Source organism: Mesorhizobium sp. KR1-2, assembly GCF_040045035.1.
In the GTDB taxonomy this organism is placed as follows: Bacteria; Pseudomonadota; Alphaproteobacteria; order Rhizobiales; family Rhizobiaceae; genus Pseudaminobacter.
The window spans coordinates 339,213-357,901 of the sequence record NZ_JBDZDS010000004.1 but is presented as its reverse complement, the minus strand read 5'-3'; the positions used below and the strand labels follow the sequence as shown (position 1 = coordinate 357,901).

The following is an 18,689-nucleotide window of genomic DNA, read 5'->3' as shown; positions in this document are numbered from 1 at the left end:
GAAATCGATTTCAATAGACCGTTTGCGACCCTTGATAGCGGTCCTGGAAAACTGGCAGCTCGGGGTTCCAAGGGCTCGCTGGACACCACCTTCCCCACCCCCGCGTGCCGGCATCGGCCACCCATCACAAAAGTTAACAGGTGATTAATTTTCAGGGTTTTATGTTGGATTCCCGTAGGTTAGATTATCTTCGAATCGGACGATCCGTGGGGGCTCGCCGAACCGGATGATGCTCTGACGCGCCGGTTTTTCTGGCGCAAGGCGCAGCAGGTATCGTAGCCCGCGCGAATTTGCCGAAGCGGTAGCACCGTTACGGTGCGTGTTTTCGTATCAAGTAAAAGCGTTTCCTGTCCGATCCCTGGCGATGCCCAGGTCCGGGCGCAAAGATTGATTCCGGCCATTTTCCAGCCAATGACAAGTCTCGCTGCTGAACATATGACCTCGGGGACACCCGCCGCCAAACCGGCGTCGCATGGCGACCTGACGGCCTTCCTCATGCAGCTGACCGCCACCGTCGGCGCAGACTGCTACATGCTGGTGGCCGTACTGCACGATCAGGATCGCAGCGACGCGCGCATCATCGCCTCCAACTGGATTTACGATGCCATCCAGCTTGCCGGGCATCGGCTGATTGCCAAGCTGGCTGAAAGTCCTTTTGCCGCCTCCCCCGGCGGCCGGCCGCAAGGCATCATTACCGCCAACGCTCCCGCGCTCGAAGGCATCAGCGGCGAAGACGCCAAGCTGCTCGACGTTCTTGGGCATAGCGAGATCTATGCGCTGAAGGTCAATGTTGGCCGCCAGTGCCTATTCCTGCTGTTTTCCGCCGCGTCGATCGCACGGATCGATCTCGCGGCGCTTATCCAGGCCCAGTTCGAATGCTGCTACGGCCTGTCGCGCATGCAAGGCGTTCTCGGTGCCGTTGCCATGCAGGATCCGCTGTCGGATCGCGAACGCGAATGCCTGTTCTGGGTATCGGAAGGCAAGACCACGGACGAGGTAGCGCTGATCCTTGGCGTGTCGTCCAACACGGTCAACAGCTACATCACCCATGCGATCCGGAAATTCTCCGCAAGCAACCGCGCCATGGCGGTGGCGACAGCGATCAGGAGCGGCATCATTTGACACAGGCTGCGGCAAACATCGCAACGGCTTCCGGCGGGCGAGCCAATCCGCCCGGCGGTACCGCCCGCTTCGAGCAGGTGCCGGCGGTCACTATACCCGAGGCTGTACGCCGCTGCCGCTGGATCGCGCTCGATATCGGCGCCGGCGCCTTCAGCCTGTTCGTGGTGAGCCCATCGGTGGAGCGGACGGGGCTCGTGCCCTGCTTCGATTCCGACTATCCGCGCGTCGCGCCGGCCACGAAATTCATTTCAGGCGCAAGCAGCGAGGAACTAATCCGGCACGCCCGCACGTCGACGCTTCCCTGCTGGTGGGCCAGCGACACTGCCTCGGCGTCCGCAGCCACCCTCGCCGCCCTTGACTGGGTAGCGCAGATCGCTCCGCCTGTGCCCGAGAGTTCCGGCGTAGCCTTTCCGGTCTATGCCGACCGCAATCAATTCGGTTTCGTCGTCTTCTCCGGCACTAACATCAGCTTGACCGGGGAACGCTTGGCAAATGTCCACGCGCGCTGCTTCTCATTGTTTGCGGCCGTCACGCGCATACGAGCCGACGACAGCGGCACCACGCCGTCGATTTCCAAGCGCGAGTTGGAGTGTCTCAAGCTGACGGCTAATGGCCTTACCAGCGACGAGATAGCCAGCCGGCTAAAACTGTCGGTGCACACCGCCAATCAGTATCTCACCAATACGACGCAGAAGCTCAACGCGGTCAACCGCATGCATGCCGTGGCCAAGGCGCTGCGCCTAGGCCTGATCGAATAGGCTCCACGCTGCAGGCGTCTGCCGACGACGTACGGCTGCCACGCTTGCAATCGCCTTCAGTTCACCCTTGCGCCACCGGCGCGGTGCGGCGGATTCTCGCCCGCTCCACGGCATCCGCAAGGAACGCCGTATTCAATTCGGGGTCGGCTTCTGGCCTATCAAAGGCCACGTAGTTCACCTCCACCGAAGCGTGCAGCGCCGTCAACGACAGCGTGAAGTAGACGGTCGCCCCGGCAGGACGCAATTCGAGGTCGAGTTCGATGCGCGGCGTTTCGATCCACCCGACATAGGCTTCCCCGCCGTGACCGAGCTTCAGCGCTCCAGGCACGAAAAACAGCTCTGCCGCCGAGTCCACGATGTCTGAGATGCAGCCGAACTGCTCCAGCCGGATGAAGGCGATGTAATCGGCAACATCGACGAGCCGGAGTTCGCCGACCACCTCTTTGATGGCATTGGCGACGATAATCTCGCGTGACGATGCGTGCGGTTGCTTGATCATGAAACGACTTTTCGCGGCGCCTGATTGCTGTAAACGATACGCACGAGTTCTGCGACAGCTTGGTAAAATTTGGCCGGGATCACACTATCTACCGAAACTTGCTTGTACATGGAGCGGGCGAGCGCAACATCTTCAAATATCGGTATATTATGTTGCTCAGCGATTTCGCGTATCTTCAGGGCAACGAGATCCTGTCCTTTAGCGAGTACCATCGGCGCAGAATCCTCGTCGCGGACATATTTCAAGGCTATCGAAAAGTGGGTCGGGTTGGCGATGACCAGCGTGGCGCGCGGCACGGCCGACATCATCCGCCGGCGGGCCCGATCACGGCCTAGAGAGCGCAGGCGCGACTTGACGATCGGGTCGCCTTCCGACTGCTTCATCTCATCCTTGACCTCTTGGCGGGTCATCCTGAGTTCCCGGCGCCAGTTGAAGCGCGACCAGACCAGATCGGCCGTGGCGATCAAGGCCATGACGAAGACGATTGAAACCAGCACATCGATGGCGATGCTGCGGACGGTGAGCATGAACGCGGTCGGGTGAGTGATCATCCCCGCAAGCAGGAGACGAAAATCGCTCCGCAGCGCGAAGGTGAGCACCAGCAAGACGAACCCCAGCTTGCCCAGAGACTTCAGGAACTCCACGAAGCCCTGGAGGCCGAACATCTTCTTCCAGCCCTTGGCCAGCGAAATCCGTGATGCCTGCGGACGAATGCGCTCGGCCACGAACTGCGGCATGTTCTGAAGTACCGAGGCACCGATCCCGGCCACCACCAGCAGCACCATCATCGTGCCCAGGATCCTCGCAATCTCGAGGATGACGACGCGGTAGAGCTCGATGATGTCCCGCTCCGTGCCTAGCGGCCAGGCCTCGGGCTTTTCAATGAAGATCGACAGAAAGCCGCCCATTCGACCGATGCTATCCTGGGCGAAGAACACCGCGAAGGTCAGAATGGCGAGAAACGAAGCGAAGATCGAGATCTCCTTCGAGACAGGCAGCTTGCCCTTCTCGATGGTGTCACGGATTTTCTTCTCCGTGGCTTCTTCTGTTTTACTATCCTTGTCGGCATCTTCCGCCATGGCGCGGTCCGATCAGGCCGGGATCAGGCGGCGTTCTGCGCTGCCGGAAGCTCGAAGGCACCCTCCAGCGACATGCGGATCGCGGTCGAGGCCACGGTCCGGCGGGCAGCAATGATATCGGCCATTGGGACGCCGGCGAATTCCTGACCAAGCTCGGACTCGATCATGCGCCGCGTTCGTGCGCCGATGGAGGACAAGATCGCCTCGACCATGTCGGGTGAAGCGCCGCGCAAGCACAGCGTGACCAGTTCGGTCGAGAGACCATCGAACAGAGCCACACGTGCCCTTTGCGTGAGCTGCGGCACGTCTTCGAAGGAGAACAGCCGCGCGCGGATGCCGCCGAGATCGCTGGCGCCCTGCGACTCCAGATCCTGCATGACCTCTTCGACCTGGGATTTGTCCATCTCGTTGAGCATGCTGGCCACGCGGTTCTGACCGGCAGAAATGTCCCTAGCAGTCTTCTCGGAAAGCACGCGATTGCGCAGCTGGTTCTCGACGATGCGTGTCGCCGCCTCGGGAACGGTCCCCATCGCCATCATGCGTTTGATGACTTCGGCGCGCACCGTCTTGTCCAGTGTCAGCAGCACCTTGGATGACGTCGATGGTGGCAGTTTCGACATGACCACCGCCCCGATCTGCGGATGTTCGGCAACGAGGAACGAGCCTATGCGCGACGGATCAATATTCTCGAGCTCTGGCCAGACTGGCAGCATGGGGTCTCCCCCCTTGCCCTTGCCCCGCCCCATGATGGCGTTCATCTCTTCAGGCGACAGCGATTCATTGAGAATCGCATTCATGTCGTCGGCGGAATCTAGAAGCCCCGCGCCTTCAGTAAACTCGGCCTCGAACTCCTCCACGATCTGCTCCAGATCGCTTTGCGGAATGGTGCGCAAAAGCCTCGCAGCTTCAATCAGCGCCTTGAGTTCTTCCTGCTTGAAGAATTTGAGGAGTCGACTCGCCGACGGCTTGCCCATCGCCACCAGAATAGCCGCGGCTTTCTGCGCGCGCGTCAGCGTAGACAGCGTTGTCATCATGCCGCAAATCTCTCAAGCTGGGCGAATGAGGCGCGAGATTGCATCAGGCGGGCTTCGCGGCAGTAATGATTTCGGTGAGCTTGATGCCGAAGCGCGAAGGATCGTTTTCCAACACCGTGATCTCACCGTGCGCGATCTTGCGGCCGTTGACGATGACATCCACTGCTTCTCCGATGCGCCTGTTGAGCGCCACGGTGGAACCTTTCTGCAGGGCCATCAGTTCGGAAACCTGCATCTCGGCGCTGCCCAGAACGATCTGCACGTCGACCGGGATATTCATGATCACGCTGACGTTCGACGCCTGGCGTTCCGCCTTGGCCTTCTCCGGAGAGCGCGCCTCTTCTTCGCGCAGGGCGCCGCGCAGCTCCTCGATCGCCCGGTTCAGCTGCTCTTCCGGAATGTCCGCTTCCAGCTCCGGATTGGTTTGGGTCATCAGCCGTCTCCACTTCAGCGCTTGCTCACGACGACGCCACGCGTCATCCCGGCAGCAACGTATCCATTAGGTCCTGACCAGCATCGAATGGATGCCTGATTCGTACCGTGTAATTCTGCCCGAGCTTACCGAATTCGCACACAAACAACGTCTTGTTACGAGCCGAAAGATGCGCCTCGGCCTGCGCCGTCTCGTCCAGTTCGATAACTTGGCCTACCTGGAGCGTCGCGATGTCGCTCAGGGTCATCCTCGCGAGCCTAAGCGTCGCTTGCAGGTCGACATTGGACCGCATCACTTCCTCGCCAAAGCGCGCCTGCCAATCGGTCTCGGGCTGAGTGCCGGTGGCCTGGGCGCCGGCTTCTCCGCGGTGCTTTAGCAGGACACGTTGTGGCATCGTCAGACTGATGCTGCCTGCGTTGGCGGACGACGACACGGAAAAGACCACACGCACGGCCGGGCCGTCGCGCAGAATGTGCCTTCTCAGTTCGGTGCCGGTAATAGCCATTGGCAGCGGCAGCCTGAATTCGAAGGCTCGGGGGCCGCTGCCATTGACCGCCGTAGCGATCTCCTCGAAGACCATCGTGGCCATCTCCACCTCGGTGGGCGACAGGTCTCGGCCGATTGGCTCGACAGGTTCGTCCACATCGCCGGCGAACAGGGCGTTGATTAGCAGCGTCACGGCCGCCGGGTCCATCGTCAGGATCAGCGCATCGGGCGACGAGGCGGAGGCGGCGATGGTCATGGCATAGCGCCCATCGGACGGGCGGGCCTGCGCGAACCGGACCAGTTCGACGGACACAAGACTGAAATCAAGCGGCGCGGACAGTTTCTCGTCGAGCGCATGAATGATCGAGGGGAGCGACCGCTCGGCAAGCGCCCGCGCGGCGGCAATGATGCCGTCGGGCTCACCCGTATCGCCGATCAGCCGCTCGACGATGAAAGCGCGCGCTTCAGCTGGACTTGCCGGGCTTACCATGTCTGGCCCCTATTCCGGTCGATCGCCGTCATGCACTCACGCAGCCTTCTTCCCATCGGCAAAGCCGATGTTCATCGTGCTCTGCTCGACCGCATCGATCGAGGGGCGATCATAGGAAGAGATCGTCTTGCGGCCGAACTCGATCGCCACCTGCGGCAGCGAGCCGTTCATATAGGCAAGCAGCGTCTGCTTCACGATGATGTAAAGACGGTTGTTCTTCTCGCGCACAACCTTGATCTTCGTGGCGATCGGACCGACCACCGCATAGGACAAAAAGATACCGAGGAACGTGCCGACAAGCGCAGCGCCGATCAGCGCACCCAGTATTTCGGGAGACTGGTCGAGAGCGCCCATGGCTTTGACGACGCCGAGCACTGCGGCCACGATGCCGAGCGCCGGTAGGCCATCGGCCATGGCCGTCAACGCGTGATAAGGTTTCAGTTTGTCGCTGCGTATGGTGTGAATCTCTTCATCCATCAGCGCTTCGATCTCGTGAGGCCGGGCATTTCCGATGATGATCAGGCGGCAGTAGTCGCAAATGAACTGAGTAAGGTCCGGCTTCTTGAGAACGGCGGGGAAGGCCTGGAAGACGGGCGATCCCTCGGGATTATCGATGTGCGCTTCGACCTCGCTTCGCGTCTTGGAGCGCAGCTCACGCATCAGGTTGTGCAGCACGCCGAGCGTTTCGAGGTAGTCGTGTTCCTTTGGCACCGCCTGCCTGAAGGCTTCGAGGCAGGCCTTGGCGGTATCCTTCACCGTCGAAAGCGGGTTGGCTACGAGGAAAGTACCGACCGAGGCACCGACGATGATGACGGCCTCCCACGGCTGCATCAGAACGTTGACATGTCCGCCCATGGCCATGAACCCGCCAAGCACGCAGCCCAGGGTCACAACGATACCGATAAGAATGCCCACCGCAAGTCCTTCCGCAAGTCACTTCCTTAGCTCAATACCGGTCGTGCCTTGTGTGAGGCTTGAACACTTTCGAGCTTTTCGTGGGTGACCAATGTTAAAAGACGCGAACAGCCATTCAGTTTCGCGCAAGGAAGTTGGCCTAGGGTTTGCGGGATATGTTCGGGCGGAGACTGTCAAGTGCTCAACACCTATACCAGCTACCAGCTCATCACGAGAGACATCGATAAGTCGCTGACTCGTGTGCAGAAGCAGCCCGTCGTCGACCGCGAGACCAAGTATTATCTCGAGAACATCACCAAGGTGAAATCGATCGACGAGTTCGTGAAGAACGACCGTCTGTTCAAATATGCGATGAAGGCATTCGGCCTTGAGGACATGGCCTACGCCAAGGCGTTCATGGTCAAGGCGCTGAAGGAAGGCGTGTCGGACCCGAACAGCTTCGCCAACAAGCTGTCCGACAAACGCTACGCCGATTTCGTCAGCGCGTTCAACTTCGCCGCCTATGGCGACCAGGCCACGGTCTACTGCAAGGCACAGCAACTCACCACCCAGAACTACGCCACGCAGGCAGTGTTAGCTGGCGTCAATCCGAACTCGGCAGCGATCAAGGCCGAGACAGCCTACTACCTTGCCAACATCGTCAAGGTAAAATCGATCGACGAGTTCATGGCCAATGACAGGCTGTACAGTTATGCCATGACGGCGTTCGGCATGGATCCGGCGACTGACACCAAGGACCTCATGCGCCAGATGCTCGAGGGCGGCGTTCGCGACCCGTCCAGCATCGCCAACAAGCAGATGGAGCCGCGCTACGCGGCATTCGTCTCGACCTTCAACTTCGAGGCGTACGGCGAGACGGCCACCACCTACAATCCGGCGCAGCAGCCGGCCACGGCCAAGTACTTCCGCCAGGCGCTGGAAGAAAACGCTGGTGCCGACAACGAAGGCGTGCGGCTGGCGCTTTACTTCCAGCGCAAGGCACCAGGCATCAAGTCCTTTTACCAGGTGCTGGCCGATCCGGCACTTGCAAAGGTGGTGCGCACCATGCTCAGCCTGCCGGATTCCTTTGCCCAGGCGGACATCGACAAACAGGTGCATCTCTTCGAGAAGCGACTGAAGATCTCGGACCTTGCCGATCCGAAGGCGCTGGACAAGCTGCTCACGCGCTTCACCACCATGTGGGAAATCGAAAATCCGAGCTCGCCGGCGCAGACGTCGCTGAGCGTCCTGTTCAGCCAGCCGGTGGAATATGGCGTCTCGACCAACCTGATGATGGCAATCCAGAAAATGAGAAGCTGAGGACAACTGCATGCAGGATGGTCTCTACGTCGCGCTTTCCTCGCAGCTCGCGCTGGAACGCCGACTGAACACGATCGCCGACAACGTCGCCAACGCGTCGACCGTGGGCTTTCGCGCTACCGGCGTGAAATTCGAGGACGTGGTGTCCGGCCTCGGCCAGAAGTCGGTCGCCTTCGTCTCGACTGGCGACACCTATCTCTCCACCGCCTCCGGCGGCTTCCGCGAAACCGGAAACCCCTTCGACTTCGCCATCAAGGGCGACGCCTGGTTCGGCATCCAGACGCCGGCCGGCATCGTAATGACCCGCGATGGCCGCTTCACCATGCAGGAAAACGGCGACCTCGTCTCCGTCGAGGGCTATCCCGTGCTCGACGCCGGCGGCGCCCCGATCCAGCTCGACCCGCGTGCCGGCCCGCCGGAAGCCGGGGCCGACGGCATGCTGCGCCAGAACGGCCAGGCAGTCGGCGCGATCGGTCTCTACAGCTTCGACCCAGGCCCCAATTTCACGCGCTTCGCCAACTCCGGCATCGTTCCTTCGAGCCCGCCCGAGCCGCTCGTCGACCGCATCGATGCCGGCGTCGCCCAGGGTTTCGTGGAGGAATCCAACGTCAACCCCATCTTGGAGATGACACGGCTGATCAGCGTGCAGCGCGCCTTCGAGAACACCGCGGCCCTGATGCGCAGTTCCGAGCAGACCTTCTCCGAGGCGGTCAAGACCCTCGGCTCCAAGTAAACGCGTATCTGCATGTCCGACGCCACGTCGCTCACGGTCACTCATGACGATCAACCTGTACGCCAGAGCGAAAACAGGCTGACTATCCTTGAGCGGACCTTCCGCCGTTTCAGCGACGAGCGAACCGTCATAAAGCGTGGCGGCCGCATCACCGAAGTGTCGCCGACGCATTATCGCGCACGCGGGCTTTCCGGCACGGCTCGGCTCGGCGACATAGTCGAGCATCGCGGCCAGACCGGCACGCGCCGCGGCGAGATCGTGCAAATCGGCTCCGACGAGGTGTTGATCGCGCCATTCGAACGCACGGCCGACGCAGGCGTGAGCGACCTCGTGTTCAACCGCGGCCCCTTTACGGTAGCGCCTCATGATTCCTGGCGCGGCCGCGTCATCGATTCGCTTGCCCGCCCAATCGACGGCGGGCCCGCGCTGACAGAAGGCGAATCCCGTGACGCGGGCGACGCCGTGCCGCCGGCTGCTCTCGCCCGGCAGCGCGTTGCGACCTCATTCGTCACCGGCGTGCGCGTCATCGACATCTTCACGCCGATCTGCTTCGGCCAGCGGCTGGGCATATTCGCCGGTTCTGGCGTCGGCAAATCGACGCTGCTTGCCATGCTGGCAGGCGCGGAGGCCTTCGACACCGTCGTCGTGGCGCTGGTAGGAGAGCGCGGCCGTGAAGTCCGTGAATTCCTGGAAGACACCATCGGCAACGCCGGCATGGCCAAGACGGTTGCGGTGGTCGCCACGAGCGACGAGAGCGCCATGATGCGCCGCCGCGCGCCGGACACCGCCATGCGGGTGGCCGAACACTTTCGCGAGCGTGGCAACCGGGTGCTCCTGGTGCTCGATTCGATCACGCGCTTCGCCCATGCCCTGCGCGAGGTCGCGATCGGCACCGGCGAGCCGCCGATCGCGCGTGGCTATCCGGCGTCGGTCTTCACCGACCTGCCAAAACTGCTCGAACGCGCCGGCCCCGGCGTCGAAGGCTCCGGCTCCATCACGGCCATCATATCCGTGCTGGTCGACGGCGACGACCACAACGACCCCGTGGCCGATTCCGTTCGCGGAATCCTCGACGGTCATATCGTGCTCGAACGAGCCATCGCCGAGCAAGGCCGCTTCCCCGCAGTCAACCCGCTGTCATCCATCTCGCGCCTTGCCGGCAAGGCTTGGAGCGAAGACGAACGTATGCTGGTTACGCGGCTGAAATCCATGATCTCACGTTTCGAGGACACCCGCGACATCCGGCTTCTTGGAGCCTATCAGCCGGGCTCCGACCCCGAACTCGACATCGCCGTACGCCAGGTCCCCATCGTCTATGAGGTGCTGACGCAGTCGCCCGCCGACGCGCCGTCGCTCGATCCCCTTGCAGACCTGGCCCGCCACCTCAGAGCGAAGGATAAACCACATGCAGCTCAGGGAAATTGAGCAGACCCTCCAGGCGATGCTCGAGGCCGAAAGAGCCGCCAACAAGAAACAGCGCTGGCAGATGCCGCAGTTGTTCCGCCAGCGCGCGGCCGCAGCCACGGCCAAGGAAAGCGCGGCAAGCGCCGCGACGTCGGGCGAAGCTATGGAGCAAAAGCAGCGCTGGCAGTGGCCGCAACTGCTTCGCCGCCCAGCGTCCGCGTTCGCGAAAAGCAGGGCTAGGTCCAGCCGCCGCGGCGACTTCATTGTCGCCGGTTTCGGCCTCTCGCTCGGCCTCGTCTGCGCGACGTTTCCCTGGTACATCTTCTTCAACCCCGAGAAATTCGGCATCCAGGCGCTGCAATTCGAAGGGACTGGCCGGCCTGGGAAATTCCATTCGCTGGCCTTGAACGCGCGTTTCCTTCGCCCAGGCGACTTCCTGGCCGAGGATGGGCAGAAGAGCGACAAGCTGGACCCCTTCACCACCAGCACTCTACCGGAAGCGCAGGAGAAGCAGGCATCCGCCGGCGATCAGCCATTTCCGGCCGAGGACATTCCCTATCGGCTGGTTCACGTCGTGAACGGCCGCGCCCTGATCGAGGACGATGCGGGTCTCTGGGTCGTCCAGCCCGGTTCACTCCTGCCCGACAGCAGTCTCGTCGCCAGCATCGAGCAGCGCGCTGGCAAGTGGGTTCTTCTGACCAACAAGGACAAGGTGGTCGCTCTCACCCAGTAGCGCGCAAGGCCCGCGCAAGACTGAATGCCTAGAGTCCGGAAATCTGCCGGGAGACCTCTATGCAGCCAGTCAATTTGTTCAATCTTGCCTCGCAGCAATCGGAATGGCTGTCCGTTCGGCAGTCGGCCATTGCCGGCAATATCGCCAATGTGAACACCCCCGGCTACGGCACAGCCGAGATCGAACCCTTCGAAAAGGTCCTCGACAAGAAGCGCGTAGGCCTCAGCGCCACGCAAGAGGGGCACTTCGCAACCGGCATCAACAACGCCGCTTTCACGGTTCGCAACGAGAACGGCAAGAACTCGGTGCTGCCCTCCGAAAACACCGTCGTGCTCGAGAATGAGCTGATGAAGGCTAGCGAAGTCCGCCGCTCCTTCGAACTCAACACCGCAATCGTCAAGGCGTTCCACCGCATGATGATGCAGAGCGTGAAGGGCTGACCGACATGGACGCACTTTCGGCCACCCTCAAGGTCGCGGCCTCGGGCCTTACCGCACAATCCGAACGACTGCGCATCGTTTCCGAAAACCTCGCCAACGCTCAGTCGACGGGCGCTACACCCGGCTCGAGTCCGTATCAGCGCAAGACGATCGTCTTTTCCGCTGAACTGGACCGCTCCGTCGGCGCGTCCACGGTGAATGTTACATCGATCGACCGTGACCGCTCGGCATTTCCGCTCGAGTACCTTCCTGGCCACGAGGCCGCCGACGCGAGCGGTTACGTCAAGATGCCGAACGTCAACGTGCTGGTGGAAATGGCCGACATGACCGAGGCCAACCGCTCCTATGAAGCCAACCTTCAGGTGGTCAAGCAGGCACGGGACCTCATCTCCATGACCATCGATCTTATGAGAGGCCAATCATGATCACCGGCATCGGCGCCATCAATTCGCAGTTTACGTCGAAGGAAGCGGGCAGCGTCGCCGGTATCGCTTCGTCCGCCCAGCCGACAGCCGGCGTTGATATCGGCCAGTCCTTCGCGGCCATGCTCACCGAAGCAGCCGACCGCACCATCAACACGCTGCAGACCGCAGAGCAGGTTTCGGTCAAGGCACTGCAGGGCGACGCCGATACCCGGCAGGTGGCCGATGCGGTGATGAACGCCGAGCAGGCGCTGCAGGCGGCGGTCGCCATCCGCGACAAGATTGTCACCGCCTATCTCGAAGTCAGCCGCATGGCGATCTGAAGGGAACCGCAAGCATGAAAGCACTCGCCATCGCCGCCACCGGCATGAATGCACAGCAGACCAATCTCGAGGTCATTGCCAACAACATCGCCAACATCAACACCACGGGTTACAAGCGCGCCCGCGCCGAGTTCACCGACCTGCTCTATCAGGTCGACCGCGCGCAGGGCGTGCCGAACCGCGCCAATGCCAATGTGGTGCCCGAGGGCGTCTCGATCGGTCTCGGCGTCAAGACGGCGGCGGTCCGCAACGTCCACATCCAGGGCTCGCTGACCAACACCGGCAACTCACTCGACATGGCGATCACTGGCAAGGGCTGGTTTGAGATCGAAGGCGCCGACGGTCAGACCCTCTATACCCGCGCGGGCGCCTTCAACACCAACGGCACCGGCCAGCTCGTCACCGTTGACGGCTTCCCTGTCCAGCCGGCAATTACCGTGCCGACCGATGCGGTCGAGGTCATCGTCAACAAAAGCGGACAGGTCTTTGCCCGCATCGACGGCCAGATGGACCTGCAGGAACTCGGACAGCTCACCCTCGCCAACTTCGCGAACGAAGCCGGCCTGGCGCCCCTGGGCGACAACCTCTTCCAGGAAACCGTCGCTTCCGGCCCCGCCGCTGTCGGAGTGCCGGGCGATCCGGGCTTCGGCACCGTCGAACAGGGCTATCTCGAAAGCTCCAATGTCGACCCCGTCAAGGAAATCACCGAACTGATCTCGGCCCAGCGTGCCTACGAGATGAATTCCAAGGTCATCCAGGCCGCGGACGAAATGGCTGCGGTCGTCTCCAAGAACATCAGGTAACAAGAATGGTGCTGCGCGCCTCTCACAGCCTCGCCCTCGCGGCCGCCGCCGGCTTGGCGCTGTTTGCGGGCGCGGGCACGGCTTCCGCCCAGGAGATCGTGACGATCCCCAACCGCGTCATCTATCCGGGCGAGACCATCAACGCCGAGGCGCTGAAAGAGGTCGTCCTGCGGGAAGGCAAGCTGCCGCCAGCCGCGGTGGCCATGGCGATGTCGGACGTGGAGGGCAAGGTCGCCCGTCGGACGCTGCTGCCCGGCCGATATATCGCGTTAAGTTCGGTGCGCGACGCCTGGCTGGTCGACCGTGGAGCCGAGGTGCAGATCGTCTTCGTTTCCGGCCCGCTAACCATCACCGCTGCCGCCGTCACCCTGGAGCCCGGCTCTGTCGGCGATCTCGTCAAGGCCCGCAATATCGACAGCGGCAAGGTCGTGGCTGGCACCATTATGGCGGACGGCTCAATCCGGGTCGGCAATCTATGATGCGCATTCTCGCCCTCGCCCTGGCATTCGTCGTCGGCCTCCAGCCGGCTCTTGCCGACGGTCCCGAAGGCCAGCTCCCCGGCACGCTGAAGGGAGCGGCGGCCGGCCAGGTGGCCGCGCTTGACAACCGCTATCTGGACAGCCGCATTCCCGGCGCCGGCGGTCCCATCTCTCGCATCAAGGACATTGCGCGCCTGCAAAGCTCGCGCGACAACCAGCTTGTCGGCTACGGTCTCGTCATCGGCCTGCAGGGATCTGGCGACAGCCTGCGCAACGCCCCGTTCACCGAGCAGTCGATCCGCGCCATGCTGGAAAATCTCGGCATAGCAAGTGAAGGCGGACGCACACGCGCCAAGAACGTGGCCGCCGTCATCGTCACCGCCAACATGCCGCCCTTCGTCCAGTCCGGCGCCCGCATCGACGTGAGCGTCTCCTCGATGGGCGATGCCACCTCGCTGCAAGGCGGCACTCTGATCATGACGCCGCTGAAAGCCGCCGACGGCGAGATCTATGCGGTGGCCCAGGGGCCCGTCTTTGTTTCGGGTTTCGATGCGCAGGGACAGGCCGAGAGGGTCACGCAAGGCGTCCCGACCGCCGGCCGGGTGCCCAACGGCGCCATTGTCGAGCGCCAGGTACAGGCCGCGCTCGGCGAGCAGGCCGTGCTGACGCTCCAACTCCTCAACGCCGACTACTCGACCGCCGTTCGCATCACCGACGTGATCAACGAATATTCCCGCGTCCGTTTCGGCACGCGCGTGGCCGCCGAGCAGGATGCCCTCACCGTTGTCGTCCGCCGTCCGCCGGGCATTTCCACCGCCCGCTTCTACGCGGAGCTGGAAAATCTGGTCGTCGAGACCGATGCGCCGGCCCGCGTCGTCGTGGACGAGCGCACCGGCACCATCGTGATCGGCCAGGACGTGCGGATTTCGCGGGTCGCCATCGCCCATGGCACGCTGACGGTTCGCATCACGGAAGCGCCGAGGATCGTTCAACCCGAACCCTTCTCCCGTGGCGTGACCGCGGTAGAGCCCAACACCAACATTGACATCGGGCAACCGGACGCCAGGGTCGCGATCCTCGACGGACCGAACCTGGAAACCCTGGTCGCCGGCCTCAACCGGCTCGGCGTGAAGCCGGCAGGCATCATCGCGATTCTTCAGGGCATCAAATCCGCCGGCGCCCTTCAGGCTGACCTCGTGCTGCAATAGGTGCAATGTCGATGAGCGCACTTGCCCCGAACTTCACCCCGTCGCGCAGATGCCGCCAGCTCGTCGCCGGCGTGCTGACGGCCTTGCTGATGGCCGCTGCACCTGCCGCCGCAGAAACCGCCTCGGTGGAGCCGGAGCCGGCCGCCGCCGAGCCCGCAGGCGCCCTACCCGAGGCCTCAAGCGAGCCAACCGAGGTCGAGCGCTTCTGCTCAAATATCAGCGACGCCGCGCGCGACCGCCGCTATGCCCTGCAGACACAGGAACTCGAGACGCTTCGCAAGGACATCGAGGAGCGCATGAAGCTCCTGGAAGAGAAGCGCGCCGAATACGAGGCATGGCTGAAGCGGCGCGACGACTTCCTGGCCAAGGTGCAGGACAACGTCGCCAAGATCTACGCCACGATGAAACCCGATGCCGCCGCCGAAAGGCTGGCTGCCGTAAACGAAGAAGTCGCCGCAGGCATCCTCATGAAGCTCGATTCCCGCAAGGCGGGCGTCATCCTTAACGAGATGGACCGCAAGGCGGCGGCCGAGCTCACCCGTATCATGGCGAGCGCCGCCCGCAAGGAAGACCCGTCATGATCCGCTTTTCCCTATTCGCGCTGGCCGTCCTGGCGGTTTCCGGCTGCACGACCCCCGCCGAGGAGATCGGCCGGGAGCCGGTGATGTCCCCCGTCGGCTCGGGCTTGGCTGGGTCGCAATCCGTTTACGAATACCCCCAGGGACCGGCCACGCCGGTCAAGCGCTTTTCGCTGTGGGACGATCGCCAGAGCCGGTTGTTCACCGATGCGCGTGCACTGGCTCCTGGCGACATCATGACGGTCCAGATCGAGATCAACGACCGCGCCCGTTTCAAGAACGAGTCCGATCGTGACCGGAAGGTCGGCCGCACGCTCGGCCTGGGCTTGAATACTGGCTGGAACGGCACCAAGCAGAGCGGCTCTATCGATGCCAATGTCGGGTCCAACACCTCGACCAAGGGCTCCGGTAGGACCGAGCGCTCGGAAAGCATTCAGCTACTCGTCGCCGCGGTCGTCAGCGACGTGCTGCCCAACGGCAACCTGGTGATACGCGGCTCGCAGGAAGTGCGCGTCAACGCCGAGCTGCGCATCCTCAACATCGCCGGCATCGTACGCCCACAGGACATCGGCCCCAACAATACGATCTCCTATGAGCGTATCGCCGAGGCCCGCATCTCCTACGGCGGGCGCGGACGCCTGACCGAGGTCCAGCAGCCGCCTTACGGCCAGCAGATCCTCGACAACGTCCTTCCATTCTAGGCGAGGAAAGACATTCCATGTCGCTGATCGAGCAAATCGCGCCGCAGCCCAAGGGGCCGTCACTGATCGTCCAGGGGGCGGTCCTGCTTGCCATGACCGCCGCGGCGATCGGGCTCGGCTGGGTTTCGGGTCAATATCTGCACAGCCGCGACGCAGCCGCGAAGGCCGAGGCGGCCGCCGCCGAAGGGCATGATGGTAAGAACGCGGCGACTGGCGAAGCCGACACCCGCGGCATCGTGGTCGAGCTTGCGCCCATCACCACCAATCTCGGCGTGCCCGGCGACATGTGGGTCCGCCTCGAAGCGTCCATCGTGGTCGATCAGCCCCCGTCACCGTCGCTCGCCGACGACATCCACCAGGACCTGCTCGCCTTCCTGCGCACCGTCAGGATCTACCAGATCGAAGGCGCCAGTGGCTTCCGCAACCTGAAGACCGATCTCGAGGAACGGGCCCGGATCCGGAGCGACGGCCACGTCAAGCATGTGCTTATCCGGACGCTGCTCTTCGAATGAAAAAACTCCTCATTACCGCCATTGCCCTGATCGCGACCGTCTCGGCCGCGAGCGCGCAGCAGATCGACCTCGGCGCCATCAGCAAGGCCGACGGCGCCACCGTCGGCTACATCATCCAGATGTTCGGCCTGCTGACCGTGCTGTCAGTCGCGCCGGGCCTGCTCATCATGGTGACGAGCTTCACCCGCTTCGTCATCGCCTTCTCGATCCTGCGCTCCGGCATGGGCCTGCAGTCGACGCCGGCCAACCTGATCCTGATCAGCCTGTCGCTGTTCATGACCTTCTACGTCATGGCGCCAACCTTCGATCAGGCCTGGAACACCGGCGTGAAACCCTTGATGAACAACGAGATCAGCCAGCAGCAGGCGCTGGAGCGCATCTCCGATCCGTTCCGGCAGTTCATGTCCAAGCATGTCCGCGACAAGGATTTCGACCTTTTCGCCGACCTCGCCCGCGAGCAAGGCCAGACGATCTCGCGCGACAACGTCGACCTGCGCGTGCTGGTGCCGGCCTTCATGATTTCCGAGATCCGCCGCGGTTTCGAGATCGGCTTCCTGATCGTGCTGCCATTTTTGGTCATCGACCTGATCGTCGCCACCATCACCATGGCCATGGGCATGATGATGCTGCCGCCCACGGTGGTGTCGCTGCCCTTCAAGATCCTGTTCTTCGTGCTCATCGACGGGTGGAACCTGCTCGTAGGCAGCCTGGTGCGATCTTTCAGCTAATTCACTGTCGGGCATTAGGAATTTGGTAGGAACTGCCCGGCCATAAAGACAGTCATACAGGGAGGGTGGTTTCAACAGAGGCCACAGGCATGATGCCGCTCCATCCTGGCCGGTAGACGTCCGGCATGTTCCTTAGACAAAATTCAATACCATAAAGGAACAGGACCTATGTCCAGCATTCTTACCAACGCTTCGGCGATGACCGCTCTGCAGACTCTGTCGCAGACCAACAAGAATCTCTCCACCACCCAGGGCCGCATCGCCACCGGCCTGCGCGTCGCCCAGGCTTCCGACAACGCCGCCTACTGGTCGATCGCCACCACCATGCGCTCCGACAACAAGTCCATGTCCACCGTCAAGGACGCGCTCGGCCTTGGCGCCGCGCAGGTCGACGTCGCCTATACGGCCATGGACTCGGTCAAGAACACCCTCGACACGATGAAGGCCAAGCTGGTCGCCGCCTCGCAGCCCAATGTCGACAAGAACAAGATCCAGGAAGACCTCAAGCAGCTGCAGAACGACCTGCAGACCTTCGCCAAGTCGGCCACCTTCTCCGGTGGCAACTGGCTGTCGGTCGACAAGGCCAGCGAGCAGAAGATCGTCGCCTCCTTCATCCGCGCCGCTGATGGCTCGATCTCTCTCGGCACCATTGACGTCGATACCGCCAAGTCCGCGCTTTTCAATGCGGCCACCGACGAATACGGCCTGCTGCAGCAGGGCGGCGTGGTGAAGAACACCGATGATTTGGACGCGGGGACAGATTTTGACGGCTCCGCCCTCAATGACGGTGATGCCATCGAACTGGACGACGTATTTGGCGGTCACGACTTCACCGACGCAGCGACGGGTACGATCACCCTTAAGGACAACGCCGCTATCAAGTTCGACGTCACGATCAACAAAGAGACCGTACGCGTGACGATCGATCGCGCGGTGCTCGATGCCGCCGGCCTCGAAGACGGTAAGATCACCGATGAGGCCGACCTGGTTGAGGCCGTCAACCAGGCCTTCAAGAACGCCGGCATCGACGGCAAGTTGCAGGCCGAAACCGGCACCACCGGCATTAAGCTGGCCCTCATCGACAAGAAGGGCGACGCTGTCACGTTCGACGAAGCCACGGACGATGAGAACACCTACAACCTCGCCGTCAGCAATATCCGCACCAGCTCGAATGGCAATTTCTTCGAAGCTACCGGCTTCGACATCACCAAAGCCGAATCTCTCGACATGAAGGAGTTCCTGCAGGGCGTCGACAAGATGCTCAGCGCAGTGACGACCGCTGCTTCCGATCTCGGCGCCCTCAAGTCGCGCATTGACACGCAGCAGACCTTCGTCAAGGACCTGATGAACGCAGTTGATCGCGGCATCGGCGTTCTGGTCGACGCCGACATGAACGAAGAGTCGACCCGCCTGCAGGCCCTCCAGGTCCAGCAGCAGCTCGGCATCCAGGCCCTGTCGATCGCCAACCAGAGCCCGCAGTCGATCCTGTCGCTGTTCCGCTAAGACCGGT

Annotated in this window: 23 protein-coding genes; 17 read left to right on the top strand and 6 right to left on the bottom strand. The window is 62.4% G+C overall.

All coding sequences use genetic code 11. The annotated features are described in order from the left end of the window. The first annotated feature begins 435 nt into the window (after positions 1-435). Positions 436-1,122 carry a helix-turn-helix transcriptional regulator gene (locus ABLE85_RS11460; RefSeq protein WP_348792849.1) on the top strand — a complete coding sequence of 229 codons (687 nt, stop codon included), beginning with the start codon at positions 436-438 and terminating at the stop codon, positions 1,120-1,122. Between the two features lie 77 nt (positions 1,123-1,199). Then, positions 1,200-1,880: a helix-turn-helix transcriptional regulator gene (locus ABLE85_RS11455; RefSeq protein ID WP_348792903.1), complete on the top strand. Its 681-nt coding sequence runs from the start codon at positions 1,200-1,202 to the stop codon at positions 1,878-1,880. A 61-nt stretch (positions 1,881-1,941) separates the two neighbouring features. Here ABLE85_RS11455 and ABLE85_RS11450 read toward each other — a convergent pair whose 3' ends face one another. From ABLE85_RS11450 to motA, 6 genes are read right to left on the bottom strand one after another with little or no spacing between them, the layout of a single operon-like run. Further along, positions 1,942-2,379 carry a hypothetical protein gene (locus tag ABLE85_RS11450; RefSeq protein WP_348792848.1) on the bottom strand — a complete coding sequence of 146 codons (438 nt, stop codon included), beginning with the start codon at positions 2,377-2,379 and terminating at the stop codon, positions 1,942-1,944. Further along, entirely contained in the window at positions 2,376-3,458 is a 1,083-nt protein-coding gene (flhB, locus tag ABLE85_RS11445) for a flagellar biosynthesis protein FlhB (protein WP_348792847.1), read from the bottom strand. Before flhB ends, ABLE85_RS11450 begins: the two co-directional genes overlap by 4 nt. A gap of 23 nt (positions 3,459-3,481) precedes the next feature. Continuing rightward, positions 3,482-4,489, bottom strand: a complete 1,008-nt coding sequence (locus tag ABLE85_RS11440; RefSeq protein WP_348792902.1) for a flagellar motor switch protein FliG — start codon at positions 4,487-4,489, stop codon at positions 3,482-3,484. 46 nt (positions 4,490-4,535) lie between these two features. Next, entirely contained in the window at positions 4,536-4,925 is a 390-nt protein-coding gene (gene fliN, locus ABLE85_RS11435) for a flagellar motor switch protein FliN (protein WP_348792846.1), read from the bottom strand. Between the two features lie 43 nt (positions 4,926-4,968). Then, positions 4,969-5,901 (bottom strand): FliM/FliN family flagellar motor switch protein, encoded by a 933-nt coding sequence (locus tag ABLE85_RS11430; protein WP_348792845.1) that lies wholly within the window; start codon positions 5,899-5,901, stop codon positions 4,969-4,971. Between the two features lie 36 nt (positions 5,902-5,937). Beyond that, a complete protein-coding gene (gene motA, locus ABLE85_RS11425; protein ID WP_348792844.1) occupies positions 5,938-6,816 on the bottom strand; it encodes a flagellar motor stator protein MotA in 879 nt (292 codons plus the stop codon). Positions 6,817-6,993: 177 nt separating this feature from the next. Between motA and ABLE85_RS11420 the strand changes: the two genes are divergently transcribed. The 15 genes from ABLE85_RS11420 to ABLE85_RS11350 all read left to right on the top strand — a co-directional run bounded on the left by ABLE85_RS11420 (position 6,994) and on the right by ABLE85_RS11350 (position 18,682). Further along, positions 6,994-8,115 carry a DUF1217 domain-containing protein gene (locus ABLE85_RS11420; protein ID WP_348792843.1) on the top strand — a complete coding sequence of 374 codons (1,122 nt, stop codon included), beginning with the start codon at positions 6,994-6,996 and terminating at the stop codon, positions 8,113-8,115. A gap of 10 nt (positions 8,116-8,125) precedes the next feature. Next, positions 8,126-8,848 (top strand): flagellar basal-body rod protein FlgF, encoded by a 723-nt coding sequence (gene flgF / locus ABLE85_RS11415; RefSeq protein WP_348792842.1) that lies wholly within the window; start codon positions 8,126-8,128, stop codon positions 8,846-8,848. 12 nt (positions 8,849-8,860) lie between these two features. Next, a complete protein-coding gene (gene fliI, locus ABLE85_RS11410) occupies positions 8,861-10,273 on the top strand; it encodes a flagellar protein export ATPase FliI (RefSeq protein ID WP_348792841.1) in 1,413 nt (470 codons plus the stop codon). Continuing rightward, complete coding sequence (locus ABLE85_RS11405; protein WP_348792840.1) at positions 10,254-10,985, top strand: hypothetical protein; 732 nt, start codon at positions 10,254-10,256, stop codon at positions 10,983-10,985. Before fliI ends, ABLE85_RS11405 begins: the two co-directional genes overlap by 20 nt. A gap of 59 nt (positions 10,986-11,044) precedes the next feature. Next, on the top strand, positions 11,045-11,425 hold the full coding sequence (gene flgB / locus ABLE85_RS11400; RefSeq protein WP_348792839.1) for a flagellar basal body rod protein FlgB: 381 nt from the start codon (positions 11,045-11,047) through the stop codon (positions 11,423-11,425). A gap of 5 nt (positions 11,426-11,430) precedes the next feature. Then, positions 11,431-11,850 carry a flagellar basal body rod protein FlgC gene (flgC, locus tag ABLE85_RS11395; RefSeq protein WP_348792838.1) on the top strand — a complete coding sequence of 140 codons (420 nt, stop codon included), beginning with the start codon at positions 11,431-11,433 and terminating at the stop codon, positions 11,848-11,850. Continuing rightward, the gene (locus ABLE85_RS11390) at positions 11,847-12,170 is read left to right on the top strand and encodes a flagellar hook-basal body complex protein FliE (RefSeq protein WP_348792837.1); all 324 of its coding nucleotides are present in this window, start codon (positions 11,847-11,849) and stop codon (positions 12,168-12,170) included. Before flgC ends, ABLE85_RS11390 begins: the two co-directional genes overlap by 4 nt. A gap of 14 nt (positions 12,171-12,184) precedes the next feature. Next, positions 12,185-12,973: a flagellar basal-body rod protein FlgG gene (flgG, locus tag ABLE85_RS11385; RefSeq protein ID WP_348792836.1), complete on the top strand. Its 789-nt coding sequence runs from the start codon at positions 12,185-12,187 to the stop codon at positions 12,971-12,973. Positions 12,974-12,978: 5 nt separating this feature from the next. After that, positions 12,979-13,452 (top strand): flagellar basal body P-ring formation chaperone FlgA, encoded by a 474-nt coding sequence (gene flgA / locus ABLE85_RS11380; protein ID WP_348792835.1) that lies wholly within the window; start codon positions 12,979-12,981, stop codon positions 13,450-13,452. Next, a complete protein-coding gene (locus ABLE85_RS11375; protein ID WP_348792834.1) occupies positions 13,449-14,660 on the top strand; it encodes a flagellar basal body P-ring protein FlgI in 1,212 nt (403 codons plus the stop codon). Before flgA ends, ABLE85_RS11375 begins: the two co-directional genes overlap by 4 nt. 11 nt (positions 14,661-14,671) lie before the next feature. Continuing rightward, positions 14,672-15,241 carry a MotE family protein gene (locus ABLE85_RS11370; RefSeq protein WP_348792833.1) on the top strand — a complete coding sequence of 190 codons (570 nt, stop codon included), beginning with the start codon at positions 14,672-14,674 and terminating at the stop codon, positions 15,239-15,241. After that, a complete protein-coding gene (flgH, locus tag ABLE85_RS11365; RefSeq protein WP_348792832.1) occupies positions 15,238-15,939 on the top strand; it encodes a flagellar basal body L-ring protein FlgH in 702 nt (233 codons plus the stop codon). The genes ABLE85_RS11370 and flgH overlap by 4 nt, the downstream gene beginning before the upstream one ends. 17 nt (positions 15,940-15,956) lie before the next feature. Next, complete coding sequence (locus tag ABLE85_RS11360; RefSeq protein ID WP_348792831.1) at positions 15,957-16,451, top strand: flagellar basal body-associated FliL family protein; 495 nt, start codon at positions 15,957-15,959, stop codon at positions 16,449-16,451. Further along, positions 16,448-17,179 (top strand): flagellar type III secretion system pore protein FliP, encoded by a 732-nt coding sequence (gene fliP / locus ABLE85_RS11355; protein WP_348792830.1) that lies wholly within the window; start codon positions 16,448-16,450, stop codon positions 17,177-17,179. The genes ABLE85_RS11360 and fliP overlap by 4 nt, the downstream gene beginning before the upstream one ends. Before the next feature lie 168 nt (positions 17,180-17,347). After that, complete coding sequence (locus ABLE85_RS11350; RefSeq protein WP_348792829.1) at positions 17,348-18,682, top strand: flagellin; 1,335 nt, start codon at positions 17,348-17,350, stop codon at positions 18,680-18,682. Positions 18,683-18,689 lie beyond the last annotated feature (7 nt).

Bases quoted from the DNA above. Each gene is read 5' to 3' on its own strand.
- flgG (WP_348792836.1), top strand. From the start codon at position 12,185: ATGAAAGCACTCGCCATCGCCGCCACCGGCATGAATGCACAGCAGACC.
- ABLE85_RS11370 (WP_348792833.1), top strand. From the start codon at position 14,672: ATGAGCGCACTTGCCCCGAACTTCACCCCGTCGCGCAGATGCCGCCAG.
- fliN (WP_348792846.1), bottom strand. From the start codon at position 4,925: ATGACCCAAACCAATCCGGAGCTGGAAGCGGACATTCCGGAAGAGCAG.
- flgF (WP_348792842.1), top strand. From the start codon at position 8,126: ATGCAGGATGGTCTCTACGTCGCGCTTTCCTCGCAGCTCGCGCTGGAA.
- ABLE85_RS11350 (WP_348792829.1), top strand. From the start codon at position 17,348: ATGTCCAGCATTCTTACCAACGCTTCGGCGATGACCGCTCTGCAGACT.
- flgC (WP_348792838.1), top strand. From the start codon at position 11,431: ATGGACGCACTTTCGGCCACCCTCAAGGTCGCGGCCTCGGGCCTTACC.
- ABLE85_RS11430 (WP_348792845.1), bottom strand. From the start codon at position 5,901: ATGGTAAGCCCGGCAAGTCCAGCTGAAGCGCGCGCTTTCATCGTCGAG.
- flgH (WP_348792832.1), top strand. From the start codon at position 15,238: ATGATCCGCTTTTCCCTATTCGCGCTGGCCGTCCTGGCGGTTTCCGGC.
- ABLE85_RS11440 (WP_348792902.1), bottom strand. From the start codon at position 4,489: ATGACAACGCTGTCTACGCTGACGCGCGCGCAGAAAGCCGCGGCTATT.
- ABLE85_RS11450 (WP_348792848.1), bottom strand. From the start codon at position 2,379: ATGATCAAGCAACCGCACGCATCGTCACGCGAGATTATCGTCGCCAAT.
- fliI (WP_348792841.1), top strand. From the start codon at position 8,861: ATGTCCGACGCCACGTCGCTCACGGTCACTCATGACGATCAACCTGTA.
- ABLE85_RS11360 (WP_348792831.1), top strand. From the start codon at position 15,957: ATGTCGCTGATCGAGCAAATCGCGCCGCAGCCCAAGGGGCCGTCACTG.
- fliP (WP_348792830.1), top strand. From the start codon at position 16,448: ATGAAAAAACTCCTCATTACCGCCATTGCCCTGATCGCGACCGTCTCG.
- ABLE85_RS11405 (WP_348792840.1), top strand. From the start codon at position 10,254: ATGCAGCTCAGGGAAATTGAGCAGACCCTCCAGGCGATGCTCGAGGCC.
- ABLE85_RS11390 (WP_348792837.1), top strand. From the start codon at position 11,847: ATGATCACCGGCATCGGCGCCATCAATTCGCAGTTTACGTCGAAGGAA.
- ABLE85_RS11460 (WP_348792849.1), top strand. From the start codon at position 436: ATGACCTCGGGGACACCCGCCGCCAAACCGGCGTCGCATGGCGACCTG.
- flhB (WP_348792847.1), bottom strand. From the start codon at position 3,458: ATGGCGGAAGATGCCGACAAGGATAGTAAAACAGAAGAAGCCACGGAG.
- flgB (WP_348792839.1), top strand. From the start codon at position 11,045: ATGCAGCCAGTCAATTTGTTCAATCTTGCCTCGCAGCAATCGGAATGG.
- flgA (WP_348792835.1), top strand. From the start codon at position 12,979: ATGGTGCTGCGCGCCTCTCACAGCCTCGCCCTCGCGGCCGCCGCCGGC.
- ABLE85_RS11375 (WP_348792834.1), top strand. From the start codon at position 13,449: ATGATGCGCATTCTCGCCCTCGCCCTGGCATTCGTCGTCGGCCTCCAG.